This is a genomic window from Stenotrophomonas sp. PS02301, assembly GCF_029959485.1.
Taxonomy (GTDB): Bacteria; Pseudomonadota; Gammaproteobacteria; order Xanthomonadales; family Xanthomonadaceae; genus Stenotrophomonas; species Stenotrophomonas maltophilia_Z.
The window spans coordinates 1-17,499 of sequence record NZ_JASCOO010000038.1 but is presented as its reverse complement, the minus strand read 5'-3'; the positions used below and the strand labels follow the sequence as shown (position 1 = coordinate 17,499).

19 protein-coding genes are annotated in these 17,499 nt (G+C 67.3%); 4 read left to right on the top strand and 15 right to left on the bottom strand.

The annotated features are described in order from the left end of the window. The first annotated feature begins 13 nt into the window (after positions 1-13). Together QMX81_RS11170 and pdeM are read left to right on the top strand one after the other, a co-directional pair. Entirely contained in the window at positions 14-2,461 is a 2,448-nt protein-coding gene (locus QMX81_RS11170; RefSeq protein ID WP_121038715.1) for a ligase-associated DNA damage response DEXH box helicase, read from the top strand. Then, positions 2,451-3,095, top strand: a complete 645-nt coding sequence (gene pdeM / locus QMX81_RS11165; RefSeq protein ID WP_121038718.1) for a ligase-associated DNA damage response endonuclease PdeM — start codon at positions 2,451-2,453, stop codon at positions 3,093-3,095. The genes QMX81_RS11170 and pdeM overlap by 11 nt, the downstream gene beginning before the upstream one ends. 45 nt (positions 3,096-3,140) lie before the next feature. Here the strand turns inward: pdeM and QMX81_RS11160 are convergent, their stop codons facing one another. The 8 genes from QMX81_RS11160 to QMX81_RS11125 form a co-directional block, all read right to left on the bottom strand. Then, a complete protein-coding gene (locus QMX81_RS11160) occupies positions 3,141-3,410 on the bottom strand; it encodes a hypothetical protein (RefSeq protein ID WP_121038721.1) in 270 nt (89 codons plus the stop codon). Between the two features lie 251 nt (positions 3,411-3,661). Further along, entirely contained in the window at positions 3,662-4,909 is a 1,248-nt protein-coding gene (locus tag QMX81_RS11155) for an NAD(P)/FAD-dependent oxidoreductase (RefSeq protein ID WP_282261468.1), read from the bottom strand. A gap of 64 nt (positions 4,910-4,973) precedes the next feature. Then, the gene (locus QMX81_RS11150; RefSeq protein WP_019183439.1) at positions 4,974-5,180 is read right to left on the bottom strand and encodes a cold-shock protein; all 207 of its coding nucleotides are present in this window, start codon (positions 5,178-5,180) and stop codon (positions 4,974-4,976) included. Between the two features lie 88 nt (positions 5,181-5,268). Beyond that, on the bottom strand, positions 5,269-6,015 hold the full coding sequence (locus QMX81_RS11145; protein ID WP_282261456.1) for an S-methyl-5'-thioinosine phosphorylase: 747 nt from the start codon (positions 6,013-6,015) through the stop codon (positions 5,269-5,271). Next, the gene (locus tag QMX81_RS11140; RefSeq protein WP_152154102.1) at positions 6,015-6,569 is read right to left on the bottom strand and encodes a hypoxanthine-guanine phosphoribosyltransferase; all 555 of its coding nucleotides are present in this window, start codon (positions 6,567-6,569) and stop codon (positions 6,015-6,017) included. The genes QMX81_RS11145 and QMX81_RS11140 overlap by 1 nt, the downstream gene beginning before the upstream one ends. Next, the gene (gene nagZ, locus QMX81_RS11135; RefSeq protein ID WP_265309282.1) at positions 6,569-7,576 is read right to left on the bottom strand and encodes a beta-N-acetylhexosaminidase; all 1,008 of its coding nucleotides are present in this window, start codon (positions 7,574-7,576) and stop codon (positions 6,569-6,571) included. Before nagZ ends, QMX81_RS11140 begins: the two co-directional genes overlap by 1 nt. A 67-nt stretch (positions 7,577-7,643) precedes the next feature. Further along, entirely contained in the window at positions 7,644-8,336 is a 693-nt protein-coding gene (locus QMX81_RS11130) for a DsbA family oxidoreductase (protein WP_152154098.1), read from the bottom strand. Positions 8,337-8,381: 45 nt separating this feature from the next. Beyond that, positions 8,382-8,885, bottom strand: coding sequence for a CYTH domain-containing protein (locus QMX81_RS11125; protein WP_152154096.1), 504 nt, complete (start codon positions 8,883-8,885; stop codon positions 8,382-8,384). A gap of 78 nt (positions 8,886-8,963) precedes the next feature. On the opposite strand from QMX81_RS11125, the gene QMX81_RS11120 reads away from it, so the two are divergent. Further along, positions 8,964-9,575: a hypothetical protein gene (locus QMX81_RS11120; protein WP_282261432.1), complete on the top strand. Its 612-nt coding sequence runs from the start codon at positions 8,964-8,966 to the stop codon at positions 9,573-9,575. 12 nt (positions 9,576-9,587) lie between these two features. On the opposite strand, the gene rlmD is transcribed toward QMX81_RS11120, so the two are convergent. Next, positions 9,588-10,922 (bottom strand): 23S rRNA (uracil(1939)-C(5))-methyltransferase RlmD, encoded by a 1,335-nt coding sequence (gene rlmD / locus QMX81_RS11115; protein WP_282261430.1) that lies wholly within the window; start codon positions 10,920-10,922, stop codon positions 9,588-9,590. Positions 10,923-11,059: 137 nt separating this feature from the next. Between rlmD and QMX81_RS11110 the strand changes: the two genes are divergently transcribed. Next, positions 11,060-11,794 carry a response regulator gene (locus QMX81_RS11110; RefSeq protein ID WP_152154090.1) on the top strand — a complete coding sequence of 245 codons (735 nt, stop codon included), beginning with the start codon at positions 11,060-11,062 and terminating at the stop codon, positions 11,792-11,794. A gap of 70 nt (positions 11,795-11,864) precedes the next feature. Here the strand turns inward: QMX81_RS11110 and recO are convergent, their stop codons facing one another. From recO to lepA, 6 genes are all read right to left on the bottom strand, one after another. Continuing rightward, positions 11,865-12,590 carry a DNA repair protein RecO gene (gene recO, locus QMX81_RS11105; protein ID WP_121038748.1) on the bottom strand — a complete coding sequence of 242 codons (726 nt, stop codon included), beginning with the start codon at positions 12,588-12,590 and terminating at the stop codon, positions 11,865-11,867. A gap of 31 nt (positions 12,591-12,621) precedes the next feature. Further along, on the bottom strand, positions 12,622-13,518 hold the full coding sequence (gene era / locus QMX81_RS11100) for a GTPase Era (RefSeq protein WP_121038751.1): 897 nt from the start codon (positions 13,516-13,518) through the stop codon (positions 12,622-12,624). Further along, positions 13,515-14,195, bottom strand: coding sequence for a ribonuclease III (gene rnc, locus QMX81_RS11095; RefSeq protein ID WP_121038754.1), 681 nt, complete (start codon positions 14,193-14,195; stop codon positions 13,515-13,517). Before rnc ends, era begins: the two co-directional genes overlap by 4 nt. Next, positions 14,185-14,568 (bottom strand): DUF4845 domain-containing protein, encoded by a 384-nt coding sequence (locus QMX81_RS11090; RefSeq protein ID WP_088434521.1) that lies wholly within the window; start codon positions 14,566-14,568, stop codon positions 14,185-14,187. The genes rnc and QMX81_RS11090 overlap by 11 nt, the downstream gene beginning before the upstream one ends. A gap of 32 nt (positions 14,569-14,600) precedes the next feature. Beyond that, the gene (gene lepB, locus QMX81_RS11085; protein WP_121038757.1) at positions 14,601-15,395 is read right to left on the bottom strand and encodes a signal peptidase I; all 795 of its coding nucleotides are present in this window, start codon (positions 15,393-15,395) and stop codon (positions 14,601-14,603) included. A 100-nt stretch (positions 15,396-15,495) separates the two neighbouring features. Continuing rightward, entirely contained in the window at positions 15,496-17,286 is a 1,791-nt protein-coding gene (lepA, locus tag QMX81_RS11080; protein ID WP_183073750.1) for a translation elongation factor 4, read from the bottom strand. Positions 17,287-17,499 lie beyond the last annotated feature (213 nt).

The window sequence follows — 17,499 nt, the reverse complement described above, 5'->3', positions numbered from 1 at the left end:
CCGACGCGAGGCCATGGCCCGGCTGACGGCGTGGTTCGCCAGCCGGGGCTGGGCGCCGCTGCCCTTCCAGAAAGCCATGTGGCGGCATTACCTGGCCGGCGCGTCCGGCCTGCTGCACACACCGACCGGCAGCGGCAAGACGCTGGCCATGTTCGGTGGCCCGTTGCTGCAGGCGCTCAACAACCCGCCCCCCCGAACCACCCGCGGCCGCGCGAAGACCCCTGTACCCGTCCTGCAGGTGCTGTGGATCACCCCGCTGCGGGCACTGGCCGCCGACACCGCGCGCGCGTTGCGTGAGCCACTGGATGCCCTCGGGTTGGACTGGCAGGTGGGCCTGCGTACCGGTGATGCCAGCGCGCGCGACAAGCGCCTGGCGCGTGAAGGGCGGCTGGATGTGCTGGTGACCACGCCCGAATCATTGGCGCTGCTGCTGAGCTATCCCGACACGATGGCGCGCCTGCAGCACCTGCGCTGCGTGGTGGTGGACGAGTGGCACGAACTGCTCGGCAACAAGCGCGGCGTGCTGCTGCAGTTGAATCTGCGCCGCCTGCGCGATGCCCTGCCCGCGCTGCAGGTGTGGGGGCTGTCTGCGACGCTGGGCAATCTGGACGAAGCGCGCGAGGTGCTGTTGCCCGATGTGCCCGATGCCCCGCTGGTGGCCGGCGCGCGGCCGCGCCCGGTCAGTGTGGAGACGCTGCTGCCCGCGCAGGGCGAGCGCTTCCCGTGGGCAGGCCACCTGGGTCTGTCGCAGTTGCAGCGCGTGCTCGAAAAACTGCTGACGGTGCGTACCAGCCTGCTGTTCACCAACACCCGTGCGCACGCCGAGCTCTGGCATCAGGCGCTGTCGGCGGTGTGGCCGGAAGACCCGGCCACACTCGCCCTGCATCACGGCTCGCTCGACCCGGCGTTGCGCCGCGCGGCCGAAGAAGGCCTGCGCGAGGGCCGGCTGCGCTGCGTGGTCGCCACTTCCAGCCTGGATCTGGGTGTGGATTTCCCCAGTGTCGACCAGGTGCTGCAGATCGGCAGCCCCAAGGGTATCGCACGGTTGCTGCAGCGCGCGGGGCGCGCCAGGCATCGTCCCGGCGAATCCGGGCACATCGTGTGTGTCCCCTCGCACGCGCTGGAGCTGGTGGAATACGCGGCTGCGCGGCGCGCGCTGGCCCACGGCCACATCGAAGCACGCCGGCCGCTGCGCTTGTCGCTGGATGTGTTGGCGCAGCATGCGGTGAGCTTCGCACTCGGCGGCGGCTTCGATCCGGACGTGCTGTTCGAGCAGGTGCGGCGCACACACGCGTTCGCCGGTCTGGACCGCGCGCACTGGGAGGGCGTGCTGGAGTTCATCGTGCAGGGCGGCCGCGCGCTGTCGCAGTACCCGGATTTCCACAAGGTCGTGCGCGATGACGATGGCATTTACCGCGTGCACGACCGTCGCGTCGCGCTGCGGCACCGGTTGTCGATCGGCACCATCACCAGCGATGGCAGTGTCATGGTGCAGTTCCTGCGCGGCGGCCGGCTGGGTGCGGTGGAAGAACAGTTCCTCAGCCGGCTGCGGCCCGGTGATCGCTTCCAGTTCGCCGGCCGCCTGCTGGAACTGGTGCGGCTGGAGAACCTGACCGCCTACGTGCGCGTGGCACGCGGCGGCGATGGGGTGGTGCCGCGTTGGCAGGGCGGCCGGTTGCCGCTGTCGGACGCGCTAGGGCATGAAATGGAAACAGTGCTGGCCCACCCGCCCGAGAGCCCGGAGATGCAGTGGCTGGCGCCGCTGTTGGCGCTGCAGATGCGCCTGTCGGCCCTGCCTGGGCCTGAGCTGCTGCTGGTGGAGCATGTCCGCCGGCGCGAAGGCCAGTTCGTGTTCGTGTATCCCTTCGCCGGCCGTCAGGTCAATGAAGGGCTGGCCGCGTTGATGGCGATGCGCTGGACGCGCCTGCAGACCAATACGTTCGGCTACGCGGCCAACGATTACGGTTTCGTACTCGCCCCGGCACGTGCGGTTGAGATCGATGCGGCACGCGTGCGCGCGTTGCTGGAACCACAGGGACTGCTTGCGGATCTGCGCGAGAGCCTCAATCTGGGCGAGCTTGCCCGACGCCAGTTCCGCGACATCGCGCGCGTCTCCGGCATGCTGGTACCCGCGCTGCCGGGGCGGACACCGCGCAGCCTGCGTCAGCTGCAGGCCTCCAGCGGATTGCTGTTCGACGTCCTGCGCCAACATGATCCGGATCACATCCTGCTGACGCTGGCCGAACACGAAGTGCTGCACGATCAACTTGATATTGAGCGTCTGGCCCGCGCCCTCACCCTCTGCCAGGCGCGGACGCTGAGCCTGCAGCATCCGGCCAGCCTAGGCCCACTGTCCTTCCCCCTCTGGGCCGAGCGGCTGCGCGGCCAACTCAGCAACGAAGACTGGAAGACCCGCGTCCTGCGCGCTGCACAGCAACTGGAGAAGCGCCATGGCGCCTGAACTGCCGATCACCCTCGCCGGCGAAGCCGTCCACCTGCTCGGCGCGCGTGCGCTGCATTGGCCGGCGCGCAACGCGCTGTTGATCGCTGACCTGCATCTGGGCAAAGCGGACCTGTTCCGGCGGTCGGGCATCGGCCTGCCCAGCGGCGGTACGTCCGATGACCTGCAGCGGCTGGGCGCGATGGTGCAGCACCACGACGTGCGCCATCTGTGGATTCTCGGGGATGTGCTGCATGGCGCGGCGCATCGCGCGGCGTGGTACCGGCAGTGGCAGGGATGGCGCGAGCAACATCCTCACCTGTGGATCGGCGCGCTGGAAGGCAATCACGACCGGGTGTTGCCCAAGGCCGACCTGGGCATCGAACTGCTCGGCGAGCGTGTGCAGGAGGGGCCCTTCCTGCTGCGCCATGCACCGCAGCGCCAGCCGGGCCTGCATGTGCTGTGCGGCCATCTGCACCCGCTGGCGCGCCTGCCCGGCATGCAGCGGCGGTGGCCGTCGTTCTGGATGCGCGAGGGAATGACGATCCTGCCGGCGTTTTCCGGATTCACCGCCGGCATCGCACCGGTGCTCGGTGCCGGCGAGCAGCTGGTGGCCTGTGTCGAAGACCAGGCCATCGCGTTGCCGGCGCGCTGATTCGGGCAGCGCGCGACGTCAGTGGCCCCAACTACCTTGCCTGGATCAGGCAGCCGAAGCCAACAGGTCCGGCATCAACCGGATATCCGGTGCGTTCGGATTGGGCCGTACGGGTTGCCGTTGGATCGCGGTCAGCATGTCATGGGCGGCGGCACGGATGCGCGGATGGTGCTCCGGCGCGGCGTGCGTGATGAGGCTGGTCACATGGAACTCGAACACGTCTTCCATCACGTCCGGCTGATCCTCATGCAGCATCTGCAGTAGTCCGCGCAGTTTGCGGATTTCACTTTCCAGAGTTTCGGCCGAGAACAGCATTTCAATCTCCTTGGTTGCGATCGGTCCACCGGACCGTAGGTCGCAAACGCAGCATCACCGTACCACCCCGCCGTCGCGGGCCTCCAAGCGATCAGGAATCGGACGCGCATGGGCGGTGTCAGCAGGGCGCGCATGGACAAGCGCGAGCGCTGCGTTTGCCAGGGTGTTGTCCCATGCCAGCGGTGAGTCCACCGTCAATGAATGTTATTCACGCCTTCACATCGGCGTGCGCGCACCGATACGCAGGGGTATCAGCGGATGCCATCCGTCGCTCGCGCGGCATGCATCGCCTGCACGAAAGCGGGCGACAACGGCAGTCTGCCCAGCCAGCCACGTTGGGTTCCGCTGAGCACGCGGAGCATATGCCCGCGCCCACCCGGCACGCGGCCCATGGGTTGGAACAGCACATCGCGTGCGCGCGCCAGTCCATCGCGTTCGGACTGGAACAAGGGCGTCAGCCATCGACTCCAGTACTGGTAGATCGCCACGTGGGCGCGCCGCTGCACCTGGTAGGCGCGCAGCGCGACCTCGGCATCGGCGTGCGCGCGCAGTGCGTCGCGCAACGCCAGCGCGTCCATCAGCGCCATGTTCACGCCCTGCCCCAGCTGTGGACTCATCGCGTGCGCCGCATCGCCGACCAGCACCAGCCGCCCGCGATGCCAGCGCGAGAGCACGGCGTCACGGTACCCGGCGCGGGCCAGTTGACCCGGTTCGGTCACGCCGGCGAGGCGCTCGTGCGCCTGCGGCCACAGCGTGGCGATCTCGTCGAGCCAGCGGGCCATGCCGTCACGCTCCCACTGTGCGAAGTGGTCACGCGGCAGGCTCCAGAAGAAACTCAGCTGCGGCGCATCGTTGCCCGGCCGAGTCCCAACCGGCAGCAGCCCGATCATCTTGCGCGCGGCCACATAGCGTTGCCGCAGTTCATCCACGTGCGGCCAGTCGCCGCGCGGCAGCAGGCACCACAGCGCGCCCCACGGGTATTCGCGGTCCAGCGTGGTGCCCTGCACCTGCGCGCGCAGCGAGGAGGCGGCACCATCGGCAGCAATCACCAGATCGTACGGCCCGTGCCAGCGCCCGTCCGCATCACGCACGCGCCCCTGCGCGGTGTCCACCTCGACGATGGCGGTACCGGCCTGCAGGTTGCCCGGCTGTTCCCACGCAGCTGCCAGCAGCGAGAACAACGCGCCGCGCTGCATGCCCACGCCGTGCAGTGCAGCATCCAGATGGACGTACCGCATATCCATCACCGCGCGTCCGCACGGCGTCTCGCCGTACAGGCGGCGCACCGCAGCGCCGTGACGGAGCACCGCGGGAAGCAGCCCCATCTGCCAGAGCACGTCCAGGCCGCTGGGCTGGAGCAGGAAGCCTGCACCGACGGGTCCCGGGGTTGCGGCACGCTCGAACACGTGCACATCGTGATGATCGCGTGAAAGCAGGATCGACAACGCCTGCCCGGCGGTGCCGTAGCCGACGATGGCGATGGTGCGAGGTGGAGACATGCGCGTACTCACTGATGAAAAAAAACCCCGCCGAAGCGGGGTTTTCAATGCGCAGCTGAAAGAATCACTCAGCCGGCACGATGTTCGAGGCTTGGGCGCCCTTCGGGCCCTGGGTCACGTCATAGGTGACCTTCTGGCCTTCCTGCAGACTGCGGAAGCCCTTGGAGTTGATCGCGGAGAAGTGCGCGAAGACGTCGGCGCTGCCGTCCTCCGGCGAGATAAAGCCAAATCCCTTGGCGTCGTTGAACCACTTGACGGTACCGTTCGGCATGGTAATGCGAGACCTTCTTCTATGAATGGGTGGTGTACGCTCAACCAGCGCACTGGCGGAGTATGCAAACCTTGTACGGTAATGACAATCACCCCCGTGCCAATTCACCGATCAATTCGGGCAGACCGGAGGAGGCAGCCTCCACATTGGCCAGCACTTCAGCCATCGTGATTTCATCGCCATCGCCACAGCCGGCGGCCCAGTTGGCCACAATCGCCAGGCAGGCATAGTCCAGGCCGAGCTCGCGGGCCAGGCTCGCTTCGGGCATGCCGGTCATGCCGACCAGATCGCAGCCATCGCGGCGCATGCGCGCGATTTCCGCATTGGTTTCCAGCCGCGGACCCTGGGTGGCGCCGTAGCAGCCACCGTCCTGCAGGCGCACGCCGGTCACTTTCGCCGCGGCCAGCACCTTGCTGCGCAGCATCGGGGTGTACGGATGGCCGAAGTCCACGTGCAGCACCTCGGTACCCGGCTCTTCGCACAGGGTGGAGATGCGGCCCCAGGTGTAATCGATCAACTGGTCCGGGCAGGCCAGCACGCGCGGGCCGAACTGTTCGGTGATGCCGCCAACCGTATTGAGCGCGAGCACGCGCTGCGCACCGATCTGCTGGAGCGCGGCGAGGTTGGCGCGGTAGTTGATCTTGTGCGGCGGCAGCGAGTGGCCTTCACCGTGGCGCGCCAGGAAGGCCACGCGCTGGCCCAGCAGCGTGCCGACGCGGATCGGACCGGACGGCGTGCCGTACCGGGTCTCGACCTGGTGGCTGCTCACGTCATCGAGCTGGGCCAGCGTGTAGACGCCGGTGCCGCCGATGACGGTAAGAGAAATGTGTTCCATCATTCCTTCATCGCGTAGATGGCCGGCACGCAGCGCAGCGTCTCGTTGACGTCCATGCCGAACCCGAACACATAGCGGTCCGGCAGGTCGATGCCGGCATAGTCGGCCTTGACGTCCGGCAGCGCGCGGTCGTGCAGCTTGACCGTCAGCGCGGCGATGCGCACATCGGTGGCACCCTGCTCCAGGCACCAGGTGCGCACGCCCTGCAGCGTGTAGCCCTCATCGAGGATGTCATCGACCAGCAGCACGCGGCGCCCGAACAGCGCGGTGGCCGGCTTGTGCTTCCAGACCAGATCGCCGCCGGTGGTTTCACCGCGGTAGCGGGTGGCGTGCAGATAATCGAACTGCACGTCCTGGCCGCGTGCGCCCAGTTCCAGCGCAAGCTGGCCGGCGAACGGCAGTGCGCCGTGCATGATCGACAGGAACAGCGGGACCTCGCCCTTGTAATCGCGCGCGATGGCGTCGGCGATGCCAGCGATGGCCTTGTCGATGGTGGGACGGTCGACCAGCAGGTCGGCCTGGGCCAGGGCCTGGGAAATGGAGAGGTTGGGCATCAGACGGTTCTTCCAAGGGTGTCAAGCAAACGGGATTGGGTGGTGCCATGGCGGGAATCGGCCAACAGGCCGTCCCAGCCCAGCGCGCCGCGACCGATCAGGCCGAGCAGCGCAGCGGTGTTGAGGGTGCGGCCTTCGACCGCGCGCAGTGATTCTTCCACCAGTTCGGGGTGGCAGACCAGCACCACGTCGCAGCCGGCATCCAGATGCGCGTCCACGCGCGCCTTCACGCCACCGGCGGAGAACGAGGCGGCCATGCCGATATCATCGGAGAAGACCACGCCACGGAAGCCCATCTCCTCGCGCAGGATCTGCTGGATCCAGCGCGGCGAGTAGCCGGCCGGTTCCGGCGCGACCTGCGGGTAGACCACGTGGGCCATCATCACCGCATCGGCGCCGGCAGTGATGCCGGCCGCGAACGGGATCAGGTCCAACGCACGCAGTTCATCGAGCGAACGCGGGTCGCTGGCATCGTGGAAATGGGTGTCTTCCAGCACGGTGCCGTGCCCGGGGAAATGCTTGAGCGTGGCCGCCATGCCGACGCTGTGCATGCCGCGCACATAGGCGGCGGTGAATGCAGCCACGACCTGCGGGTCCGCGCTGAACGCGCGATCGCCGATGGCCAGGTTGCCACGGCCCAGATCGACCACCGGGGCGAAGCTGAGATCCACGCCGCTGGCGCGCACTTCGCTGGCCATCAGCCAGGCATGCTGTTCGGCCAATGCCAGCGCAGCCTCTGGATCGGTGGCGTACAGGGCATCGAAACCCTGCAGCGGCGGCAGCGCGCTGTAACCGTCACGGAAGCGCTGCACGCGCCCGCCTTCCTGGTCCACGCAGATCAGCTGCGGGCGCGGCGCAGCGGCGCGGATGGCCGCCGACAACTCGGCCACCTGCTCGCGCGAGGCGAAATTGCGCTTGAACAGGATCACGCCGGCCACGGCGTCGTGCTGCAGCCACTCGCGTTCCTGGGCGGTGAGTTCGGTCCCGGCAACGCCGATCACGAGCATGGGGGGTCTCCAATACGGGGCGCCACCATGGCGCACTGCCGCATTGTCGCAGAACCCGCGCGCAGCGTCAGACCTCGCAGCCGTCCGGGCCGCAGCCAGCGCCCTGCCCGGCAGCTCCTGCCGGTGGGGTTTCCGCCGCGATCTGGCGCAGCGCCTGGGCGAAAGCCTCCGGCGGCTGGGCCCCCTGGATGGCGTACGTATCGTCGATCACAAAGGTGGGCACCGACTGAATGCCAAACCGCTGCGCCTGCGCCAGTTGGGCCTGGATCTCCGCCAGCCCTTCGTCGCCGGCCAGCAGTGTGGTGATCCGTTCGGCGCTGAGGCCACCGGCAGCGCCGGCATCGATCAGGGTCTGCGGCTCGGCCAGGTTGCGGCCCTGCGCAAAATGCGCGCGGAACAGCGCCTCGCCGACCGCCGCCTGGACACCTTCACGCCCGGCCAGCCACATCAGGCGGTGCGCCGGCAGCGTGGTGACCCGGACCTGGCCCTGGTCGAAATCCATCGGCAGGCCTTCGGCGCGCGCCGCGGTCTGGGTCTGGGTCAGGATCTGCTCGGTGCGCTCGGCACTGCCGAACTTGGCCGCATATGCCTCGCGCAGCGGTACCGGGGTTGTGCCGGCGTCGGGATCCAGCAGGAAGGGGTGCCAGTGCACCTCCACCTCGGGGGCGTCATCACCCAACAGCGCCAGGCCCTGCTGGAACCGGTGCTTGCCGATCCAACACCAGGGGCACACCACATCCGACCAGATATCGATTTTCATCTCGCCAGATTGTGGGTGCTGCGGGGCGTTTACAAGGTCTGGCGGTCAGCCGCGTTCCGCGCTGGACCAGCGTGAAAACGGATGCGCGGCCAGCGCCAGATTGTAATAACGGACCTCGTCGGTGACTTCAGCGCCGGCCCAGTCGGGCAGCGTGATCGCCTGATCGGCATGCTCGAGCTCGACTTCGGCCACCACCAGCCCGGCGTTCTCGCCGAGGAACTCGTCCACTTCCCAGAGCAGCCCCTGGTGCTCGACCAGATGCCGACGCTTGTCGATCAGCCCGCCGACACACAGCGCCAGCAGCGCGCGTGCATCGTCCACCGGGATCGGGTAATCGAACTCCTGCCGGGTGTGCCCGATCTCGCGTGACTTCATGTTGAGGAAGGCCTGCTCGCCCTGGATCCGCACGCGCACCGAAGCTTTCTGTGCGCCGCTGTCCAGTGCGGCGGTGTCGTTGAGATAGCCCTGCGCCATCGGGATCACCGCGTGCGCGGCCGTGCGCCAGCCCTCGCCGGTGACGCGGTATTTACGTTCGATTTCAATGCCCATGCGCACAGTATGCGGCGATCACGATCATGCGGCCACGGCCTGCTCCTATACTGGCCGGCTGCCCTGCAAGGACGCCCGATGAAGCCGCTCTTCCCTACCCTGTTGCTGACGCTGCTGCCACTGCCCGGGGTCGCCGCGACGCCGCCCACGCCTGCGCAGATCGACGCAGCGATCATGGCCATGATCGAGGCCGAGAAGAAGCCGGCGGCCTCCGCGCAGGATCTGCTGCTGCAATCGATGTTCACCCCGCGCGGGTTCGAGCATGGGCCGTGCTTTGCCAGCGCCACGGTCACCGGCGCCTACGAGTGCCTGGTCGGCATGGAGATCGGGCTCAAGAACCGCTACCGGATGCTGCGCTTCGTGCCCCAGGGCATGGGCTGGGCGATGCAGCGGGCCGATGTCGATGCGCCGGTCCCCCCGCGCGAGCGGGTCCGCGAACTGCTCATCGAACAGCTCGATCATCGTGCCGCATCCATCGACGATGCCGCCGCCCGCGACGCACTGCGCGCCTTCCAGCAGCGCCTGCGGATTTTCGAGATCGAGGACTGCGAACTGCGCAGCACGCAGTCGCCGGACATCCGCTGCGATGTCACCGCGGGGGATGACACCGAGCGCGGCACCGACCCGCAGACCTACGTGTTCGACGCACAGGGCCAGTGGCAGAACGCCGCGCCGGAGGACGCCCGCTGAGGGCGAACGCCGTCAGCGCTTTTCGAACACCGCGATGCTTTCCACGTGCGCGGTATGCGGGAACATGTCCATCGCGCCGGCCGAGACCAGAGTGAAGCCCTGCTCGTTGACCAGGTAGCCGGCGTCGCGCGCCAGCGAGCCGGGATGGCAGCTCACGTAGACGATCCGCTTGAACTGCTTGAGCGGCAGCTGCTGCAGCACTTCGATGGCGCCCGAGCGCGGCGGATCCAGCAACAGCTTGTCGAAGCCCTGGCGCATCCACGGGGTCTGGCGCTGGTCCTGGGTCAGGTCCGCTGCGTAGAACTCGGCATTGTCCAGCCCGTTGCGCACGGCGTTCTCTTTCGCACGCGCCACCAGGCCGGCATCGCCTTCCACACCGACCACGTTGCGCACGGTGCGCGCCAGCGGCAGGGTGAAGTTGCCCAGCCCGCAGAACAGATCCAGCACGCGCTCGTCCGGGCCGGCATCGAGCAGCGCCAGTGCGTGGGCGATCATCTGCACGTTGAGCTTGGCGTTGACCTGGATGAAATCCAGCGGGCGGAACGCCAGTTCGACATCCCACGGTGCCAGCTTGAACGACAGCGGCACCTCGGCCGGCCACAGCGGGTGCACCGACTCCACGCCGCCGGGCTGCAGCGAGATCGCAAAACCATGTTCCTGCCCGAAAGCGGTCCATGCGGCGCGGTCAGCGTCGCTGAGCGGCTGCATATGGCGGATGGTCAGGACGATCGCGTCATCCCCGGCGATGAATTCGATCTGGGGGATATCGCGTTTGCCATCGAGCGTCTCGATGAACTCGGACAGCGCGCCGACCTTCATGCCGATTTCCGGGATGACGGTCAGGCACTGGCTCAGGTCCGCGACGAAGCGCGGATCCAGCTCGCGGAAACCGACCAGGGTCTTGTCCTTCTTCTCCACGCGGCGCACCGAGAAGCGGCCCTTGCGGCGGTAACCCCAGCTGTCGCCGACCAGGGGCGGCAGCACAGTGCCCGGCGTGACGTGGCCGATCCGGGTCAGGTTGTCGATCAGCACGCGCTGCTTGGCCACGATCTGCTGCGACTCTTCCAGGTGCTGCAGCACACAGCCGGCGCAGACGCCGAAATGCGGGCAGCGCGGGGTCACCCGCTGCGGCGAGGCCTGTACGACCTCGATGGTCCGGGCTTCATCGAAATGGCGATTGCGCGCGGTCGGCTCGGCGGTCACCACCTCACCCGGCAGCGCGCCGGTGATGAAGGTGACCTTGCCACCCTCGCCGTCGCGGCGGGCAACGCCACGGCCGTCATGGCTGAGGTCGAGGATGTCGGTCTGGAAGGGGGTTCGGTCGAGGCGGGAGCGGGTTCGGGCCACGTGGCAACAGGCTGCGGGCAAAAAGGGTGCGTATTGTCGCAGATACCAACTGCAAGCTGAGCCGGTATGCAGCCGGGAGGCTTGCGGCGGGCCACTTCACGTTTAAGATGGGCGCAGCTGACATGGAGGCAGCCCAAATGCAGATGACCCCGAGGGATCCCATGCCCCGATTCCTGCTCGTCGAGGATGACACCATCAGCCGCGGCTTCTTCAAGGCCGCGCTGGAAACCCTGCCGGCCCAGGTCGATACCGCCGATTCACTGGCCACGGCCATGGACCGCGCCCGCGGCAGCCAACACGATCTGTGGCTGATCGATGTGAACCTGCCCGACGGCAATGGCACCCAACTGCTGCAGGAGCTGCGCCGCTCGCGTCCGGATACCCCGGCACTGGCGCATACCGCCGACGGCGACACCTCGATCCACTCACGCCTGCGCGATGCCGGTTTCAGCGAGACCCTGGTCAAGCCACTGAGCCGCGAGCACCTGCTCAAAGCCGTCCGCCGCGCCCTGGTGCATACCGCGGGCAGCCTGTCGGCGCCGCTCGGCCCGGAAGCGGACGACGCCGACGGCCTGCGCCAGGATTGGGACGAAACCACCGCCCTGGCCGCGCTGAATGGACAGCGCCACCACCTCATCGCCCTGCGCGAACTGTTCCTGGCCGAGTTGCCCGGCGTGCGCGATGCAGTGGCCCAGGCCCTGCGCGAGGACGACGTGCAGGCCCTGCGTGGGCAGCTGCACCGGTTGCAGGCCAGCTGTGGGTTCGTCGGCGCCGCACGCCTGGCGCGGGCAGTCCGGCAGTTGCACCAGGCCCCGGACTCGACCGGTGCGCAGAGCCGCTTCCGCGTGGCAGTGGACGCCCTGTTGCAGTGAACACGGGGCGGCAGCCGGGGCACCGGCGCCGCTTGAGTCACCCCGCAACGGTGCCGCGGCCCGCCAGCGCTTACGTGCGCCGCCGGGCCAGGTCCTCCAGCATTTCCCAGGATTTCAGCCCACGCCCGCCCAGATGGTGCATCAGCACCGCGCGCATCGGTCGGCGCAGGCTGCCCAGATCCTCGGGCCCCGGCATGTCATCGGCGGCCAGCGCCAGCAGCGCGCTGCCGGTGGCGGTGCCCCGGCGTTGATCCACGCCACGGTCGCTGAGCAGGCGGCGCGGCCCCTCCTGGGGATCCAGCTCATAGCGTGCCGCCGGGTCGACCGGCTCCTCATCGCTGCCATGCAACAGATCGAAACCGAAGCCCAAGGCCTCCAGCAGGTCGCGCTCGAAACGTCGCAGGGTCCAGGCCAGCGGCTCGCCATCGCGCAGCCGCGCGCGCACCTGCGCGTAGTGGTCGTAGAGCTCCGGCAGCGGATCCTGGCGGGGCGCCAGCCGCATCATCAGTTCGTTGATATAGAAGCCGGCCAGCATCGCCTCACCGGTGAGCCGGGGCGCAGCGTCCAGGGCTTCTGCACCGCGCAGCTGGGCCAGTTCGCCCCGCTGCACGGCCGTGAGCCGGATCCATTGCAGCGGCTGCAGGGCCGCGCGCAACGCTTGGCTGCGCGGGCTGGACACGCCCCGCGCCAGCACCCCGATGCGGCCGTACTGCTCGGTCAGTACCTCGACCAGCAGACTGGTCTCCCGCCAGGCCCGGGCGTGCAATACGAAGGCCGGCTCATCCTCGATGCGCATCACTCAACCGCCCGGGGCCGGCGTGGCCGGCTTATTCGTAGCCGAACGCCTTGAGCGCGGCTTCGTCGTCGGACCAGCCCTCGCGCACGCGCACCCAGGTCTCCAGGAAGACCTTGGCGCCGAACAGGCGCTCCATCTGCAGGCGCGACTTGGCGCCGATTTCCTTCAGGCGGGTGCCGGCCTTGCCGATCACGATCGCCTTCTGGCCTTCGCGTTCGACCCAGATCACCGCGCCGATGCGCAGCAGGTTGCCGTCTTCGACAAAGCGCTCGATCTCGACCGTGGTCGCGTACGGCAGTTCTTCACCCAGCTGGCGCATCAGCTGCTCGCGGACCAGTTCACCGGCGAGGAAGCGCTGGCTGCGGTCGGTGATCTCGTCTTCGCCGAACATCGGCGGGGCTTCCGGCAACAGCTTCATCAGGTCGCGGACCAGCGATTCCAGGCCGTTGCGCTTCTGCGCCGAGATCGGGTGCACCGCCGCGAACGTGCGGCCTTCGGTGACCTGCTGCAGGAACGGCAGCAGCGCGCCCTTGTCTTTCAGGCGATCGATCTTGTTGACCACCAGCACCACCGGGATGCCCGAGTCGCTGAGCACATTGAAGGCCAGGGTGTCTTCGTCATCCCAGCGGCCGGCCTCGATGACCAGCATGCCGGCGTCCACGCCCTCGAGAGAGCCGCGCGCGGCGCGGTTCATCACCCGGTTCATGGCGCGCTTCTGCGCACGGTGCAGGCCGGGGGTATCGACCAGCACGATCTGGCCTTCCGGGTAGCTGGCAATGCCCAGCAACCGATGCCGCGTGGTCTGAGGGCGGTTGGAGACGATGCTGACCTTGGCGCCCACCAGGGCGTTGGTCAGGGTGGATTTGCCGACGTTGGGGCGACCGATGACGGCCACGCTGCCGGAACGATGGGGGGTTGCTTCGTTCACTTGGAATCCAGTTGCTCAAGGGCGGCGGCAGCCGCTTGTTGTTCGGCCAGCCGTCGCGAGGCACCTTCGCCTTCGGTGCTGACAGCGGGGTCGGTTACGCCGCAGCGTACCCGGAAGGTCTTGGCGTGATCGTCACCTGATTCTGACACCAGCTCGTACAGCGGCAGCGCCTTCTGCCGGGCCTGCAGCCATTCCTGCAGCCGCGTCTTGGGGTCCTTCTCGGGCTTGCCGGTGGCCGGCAGGGCCTGCATCGAGGCGTTGAACCAGGGCAGCACCACGGTCTGGCAGACGGCGAAGCCGGCATCGAGGTAGATCGCTGCGACCACGGCTTCCAGCGCATCGGCCAGGATGGAGTCGCGGCGGTGGCCGCCGGTCTTCATCTCGCCGGGCCCCAGGATCAGGCGCTCGCCCAGCTGCAGCTCGCGCGCGATCACCGCCAGCGCGCCTTCGCGCACCAGCTCGGCCCGGGCACGGGTCAGCGCGCCCTCGTCGGCTTTGGGCCAGCGTTCGTAGAGCGCCTGGGCCACCATCATGTTGACGATGCTGTCGCCGAGGAACTCCAGCCGCTCATTGTTGGGCGTACCGGCGCTGCGATGCGTCAGCGCCTGCTGGAGCAGGCCCGGATCGTTGAAGGCGTGACCGATCAGGTCACCGCGTTGGAAGGTCTTAGTCGGCACCGCTACGGGTCAATTCCTGGTTTGAATCAAATTTGCCCACCACGTCCAGATTGCCGATCATTTCACGGCGCACTTCGTAGTAGACCTTCATGTTCCAGCCGCCATCGATGCGATCGAACTTCACGTCGGCGGGTTTCACGTTTTCGGAGTAATTGATGTACAGGCGCTTGAAGAACATCTCCTGGATGCGGCGCGGCTCCATGTTGCCCACGCCCGGCTCCTTGGCCAGGCTCTTCATCGCCGAACGCACGGCGTAGTACTCCTGGTACATCGGGAACAGCTTCATCCCGATGTACAGGAAGAAGGCGACCACGATCAGCACCACCAGGAACGAGGTCAAGGTGATGCCGCGCTGCGATGTCATGTTCTTCATTGCGTTCTCCCCAGATACGCGTGTGCCATGAATCAATGGATGGCCGTGCCGATCCGCGACGGTTCGAAGCCGTCCTTGCAGAACCAGCCCGAGCAGTTCAGCCAGATCAGGAACGCCTTGCCACGGAGATTCTCCTCCGGCAGCAGGCCCCAGAAACGGCCGTCGTCACTGTTGTCGCGATTGTCGCCCATGACCAGGTACTTGCCGGCCGGGACGGTCCACTGCCCTTCGCCTCGGGCGTAGTCGGTCTCCAGCACGGTATGCGTGCGGCCCGGCAGGTGCTCGACCAGCAGCGAGCTGCCCTCGCCCTGGCCGTTGTGGCCTGCGTACAGACCCTTGTTGTCGTATTTGACCGGCTCGCCGTTGAGGATCAGGCCGTTGCCCTGGAACTCGATCTCGTCGCCCGGCACGCCGATCACGCGCTTGATGAAGTTCTCACCCTTGGCCGGATCGTTGTCCGAGTGGCCCGGGAAATGGAACACCACCACGTCGCCGCGCTTGGGCTCGCCGAACGGGATCACCTTGGCGTTGTTCAGTGGCAGGCGCAGGCCGTAAGAGAACTTGTTGACCAGGATGAAATCGCCGATCAGCAGGTTGGGCATCATCGAGCTGGACGGAATCTTGTACGGCTCGGCGATGAAGCTGCGCACCACCAGCACGATCGCCAGCACCGGGAAGAACGCCCGCGCGTAGTCGACCATCACCGGCTCGGTGTCCAGCAGGCCGGCGCGCTGGGCGCGGCGCTTGGCGAAGTACAGCTTTTCGGCCAGCAGGATCAGGCCCGAGGCCAACGTCAGTACGACCAGGAGGAGCTCAAACAATTTCATGCAGTGTCCTTGGGAACGATTGCAGCGGTGTGGTGTGCCCCTGCGCGTCCGGCGACACCGATCCGGTGCCGCCCGCCGCTGCCGGGAAAGCCATCCGGCCTTACTTGTCCATCTGCAGCACGGCCAGGAAGGCTTCCTGCGGGATTTCCACGCGGCCGACCTGCTTCATGCGCTTCTTGCCTTCCTTCTGTTTCTCGAGCAGCTTCTTCTTGCGCGAAACGTCGCCACCATAGCACTTGGCCAGCACGTTCTTGCGCATCGCCTTGACCGTGGTGCGCGAGATGATCTGCGAGCCGACGGCGGCCTGGATGGCCACGTCGAACTGCTGGCGCGGGATCAGTTCCTTCATCTTCTCGCACAGCTCGCGGCCACGGCGGTCGGCATGGCTGCGGTGCACGATCAGCGACAGCGCATCGACCTTGTCGCCATTGATCAGCACGTCCACACGGACGAACGGACCGGCATCGAAACGCACGAAGTGATAGTCCAGCGAGGCATAGCCACGGCTGACCGACTTCAGCTTGTCAAAGAAGTCCAGCACCACCTCGGCCATCGGCAGCTCGTAGCTGATCTGCACCTGGCTGCCCAGGTAGTTGATGCCGATCTGGCTGCCGCGCTTTTCTTCGCACAGCTTGATGATGTTGCCGATGTACTCCTCGGGGGTGAGCACGTTGGCGCGGATGATCGGCTCGCGGATCTCATCGACCATGTTCACCGGCGGCAGCTTGGCCGGGTTGTCCATGTTGATGATGGTGCCGTCGGTCTTGAGCACTTCATAGACCACGGTCGGCGCGGTGCTGATCAGGTCCAGGTTGTACTCGCGTTCCAGGCGCTCCTGCACGATTTCCATGTGCAGCATGCCCAGGAACCCGCAGCGGAAGCCAAAGCCCATCGCCTCGGAGCTTTCCGGCTCGAAGCGCAGCGCGGCATCGTTCAGGCGCAGCTTGTCCAGCGCTTCGCGCAGGTCCGGGTAATCCTCGGCATCGACCGGGAACAGGCCGGCGAACACGCGCGGCTGCATTTCCTGGAAGCCCGGCAGCGGCTTGGCGGCCGGATCGGCGGCCAGGGTCAGGGTGTCGCCGACCGGGGCACCGTGCACGTCCTTGATGCTGGCCGTCACCCAGCCCACCTCACCGGCGTTCAGTGTCGGCAGCACCTTGCGCTTGGGGGTGAACACGCCGACGTTGTCGACCTGGTGATTGCGGCCGGTGGACATCACCTGCAGCTTGTCGCCGGCCTTGATCTGGCCCTGCATCACGCGCACCAGCGAGACCACGCCGAGGTAATTATCGAACCACGAGTCGATGATCAGCGCCTGCAGCTTGTCGGTATCGCGCGGCACCGGCGGCGGGATGCGATGCACGATCGCCTCCAGCACGTCGCCCACGTTCAGGCCAGTCTTGGCGCTGACCGCCACCGCGTCGGTGGCATCGATGCCGATCACGGCCTCGATCTCGGCCTTGGCACGGTCGATGTCGGCGGTGGGCAGGTCGATCTTGTTGATCACCGGCACCACTTCCAGCCCCTGCTCGACCGCCGTGTAGCAGTTGGCGACGGACTGCGCTTCCACGCCCTGGGCGGCATCGACCACCAGCAGCGCGCCTTCGCAGGCGGCCAGCGAGCGGCTGACTTCATAGGAGAAGTCGACATGCCCGGGGGTGTCGATGAAGTTCAGGTGGTAGGTGTGGCCGTCTTTGGCGACATACGGCAGCGAGACCGACTGGGCCTTGATGGTGATGCCACGCTCGCGCTCGATCGGGTTCGAGTCGAGCACCTGCGCCTCCATCTCACGGGCCTGGAGGCCGCCGCAAAGCTGGATGATGCGATCGGCCAGCGTGGACTTGCCGTGGTCGACGTGGGCGATGATGGAGAAGTTGCGGATGAACCGCATCGAATCAGAAGACATAGGTGGCGGCGGCGCGTCGCGTCGTCAGGATGACTGCGGATTATCGCATGGCCGGCCCGATCCCGCGTGGGCCCGGCAGCGATTGTCGCCAACAGCCCCCCAGAAACGACCGGGCCCGCCGAAGCGGGCCCGGCAACGCCGGCGGGGCGGGGCTTTCTGCCCGGCCTTGCCCGCCCCGAAGGCGCTGTTGCCGTTGGG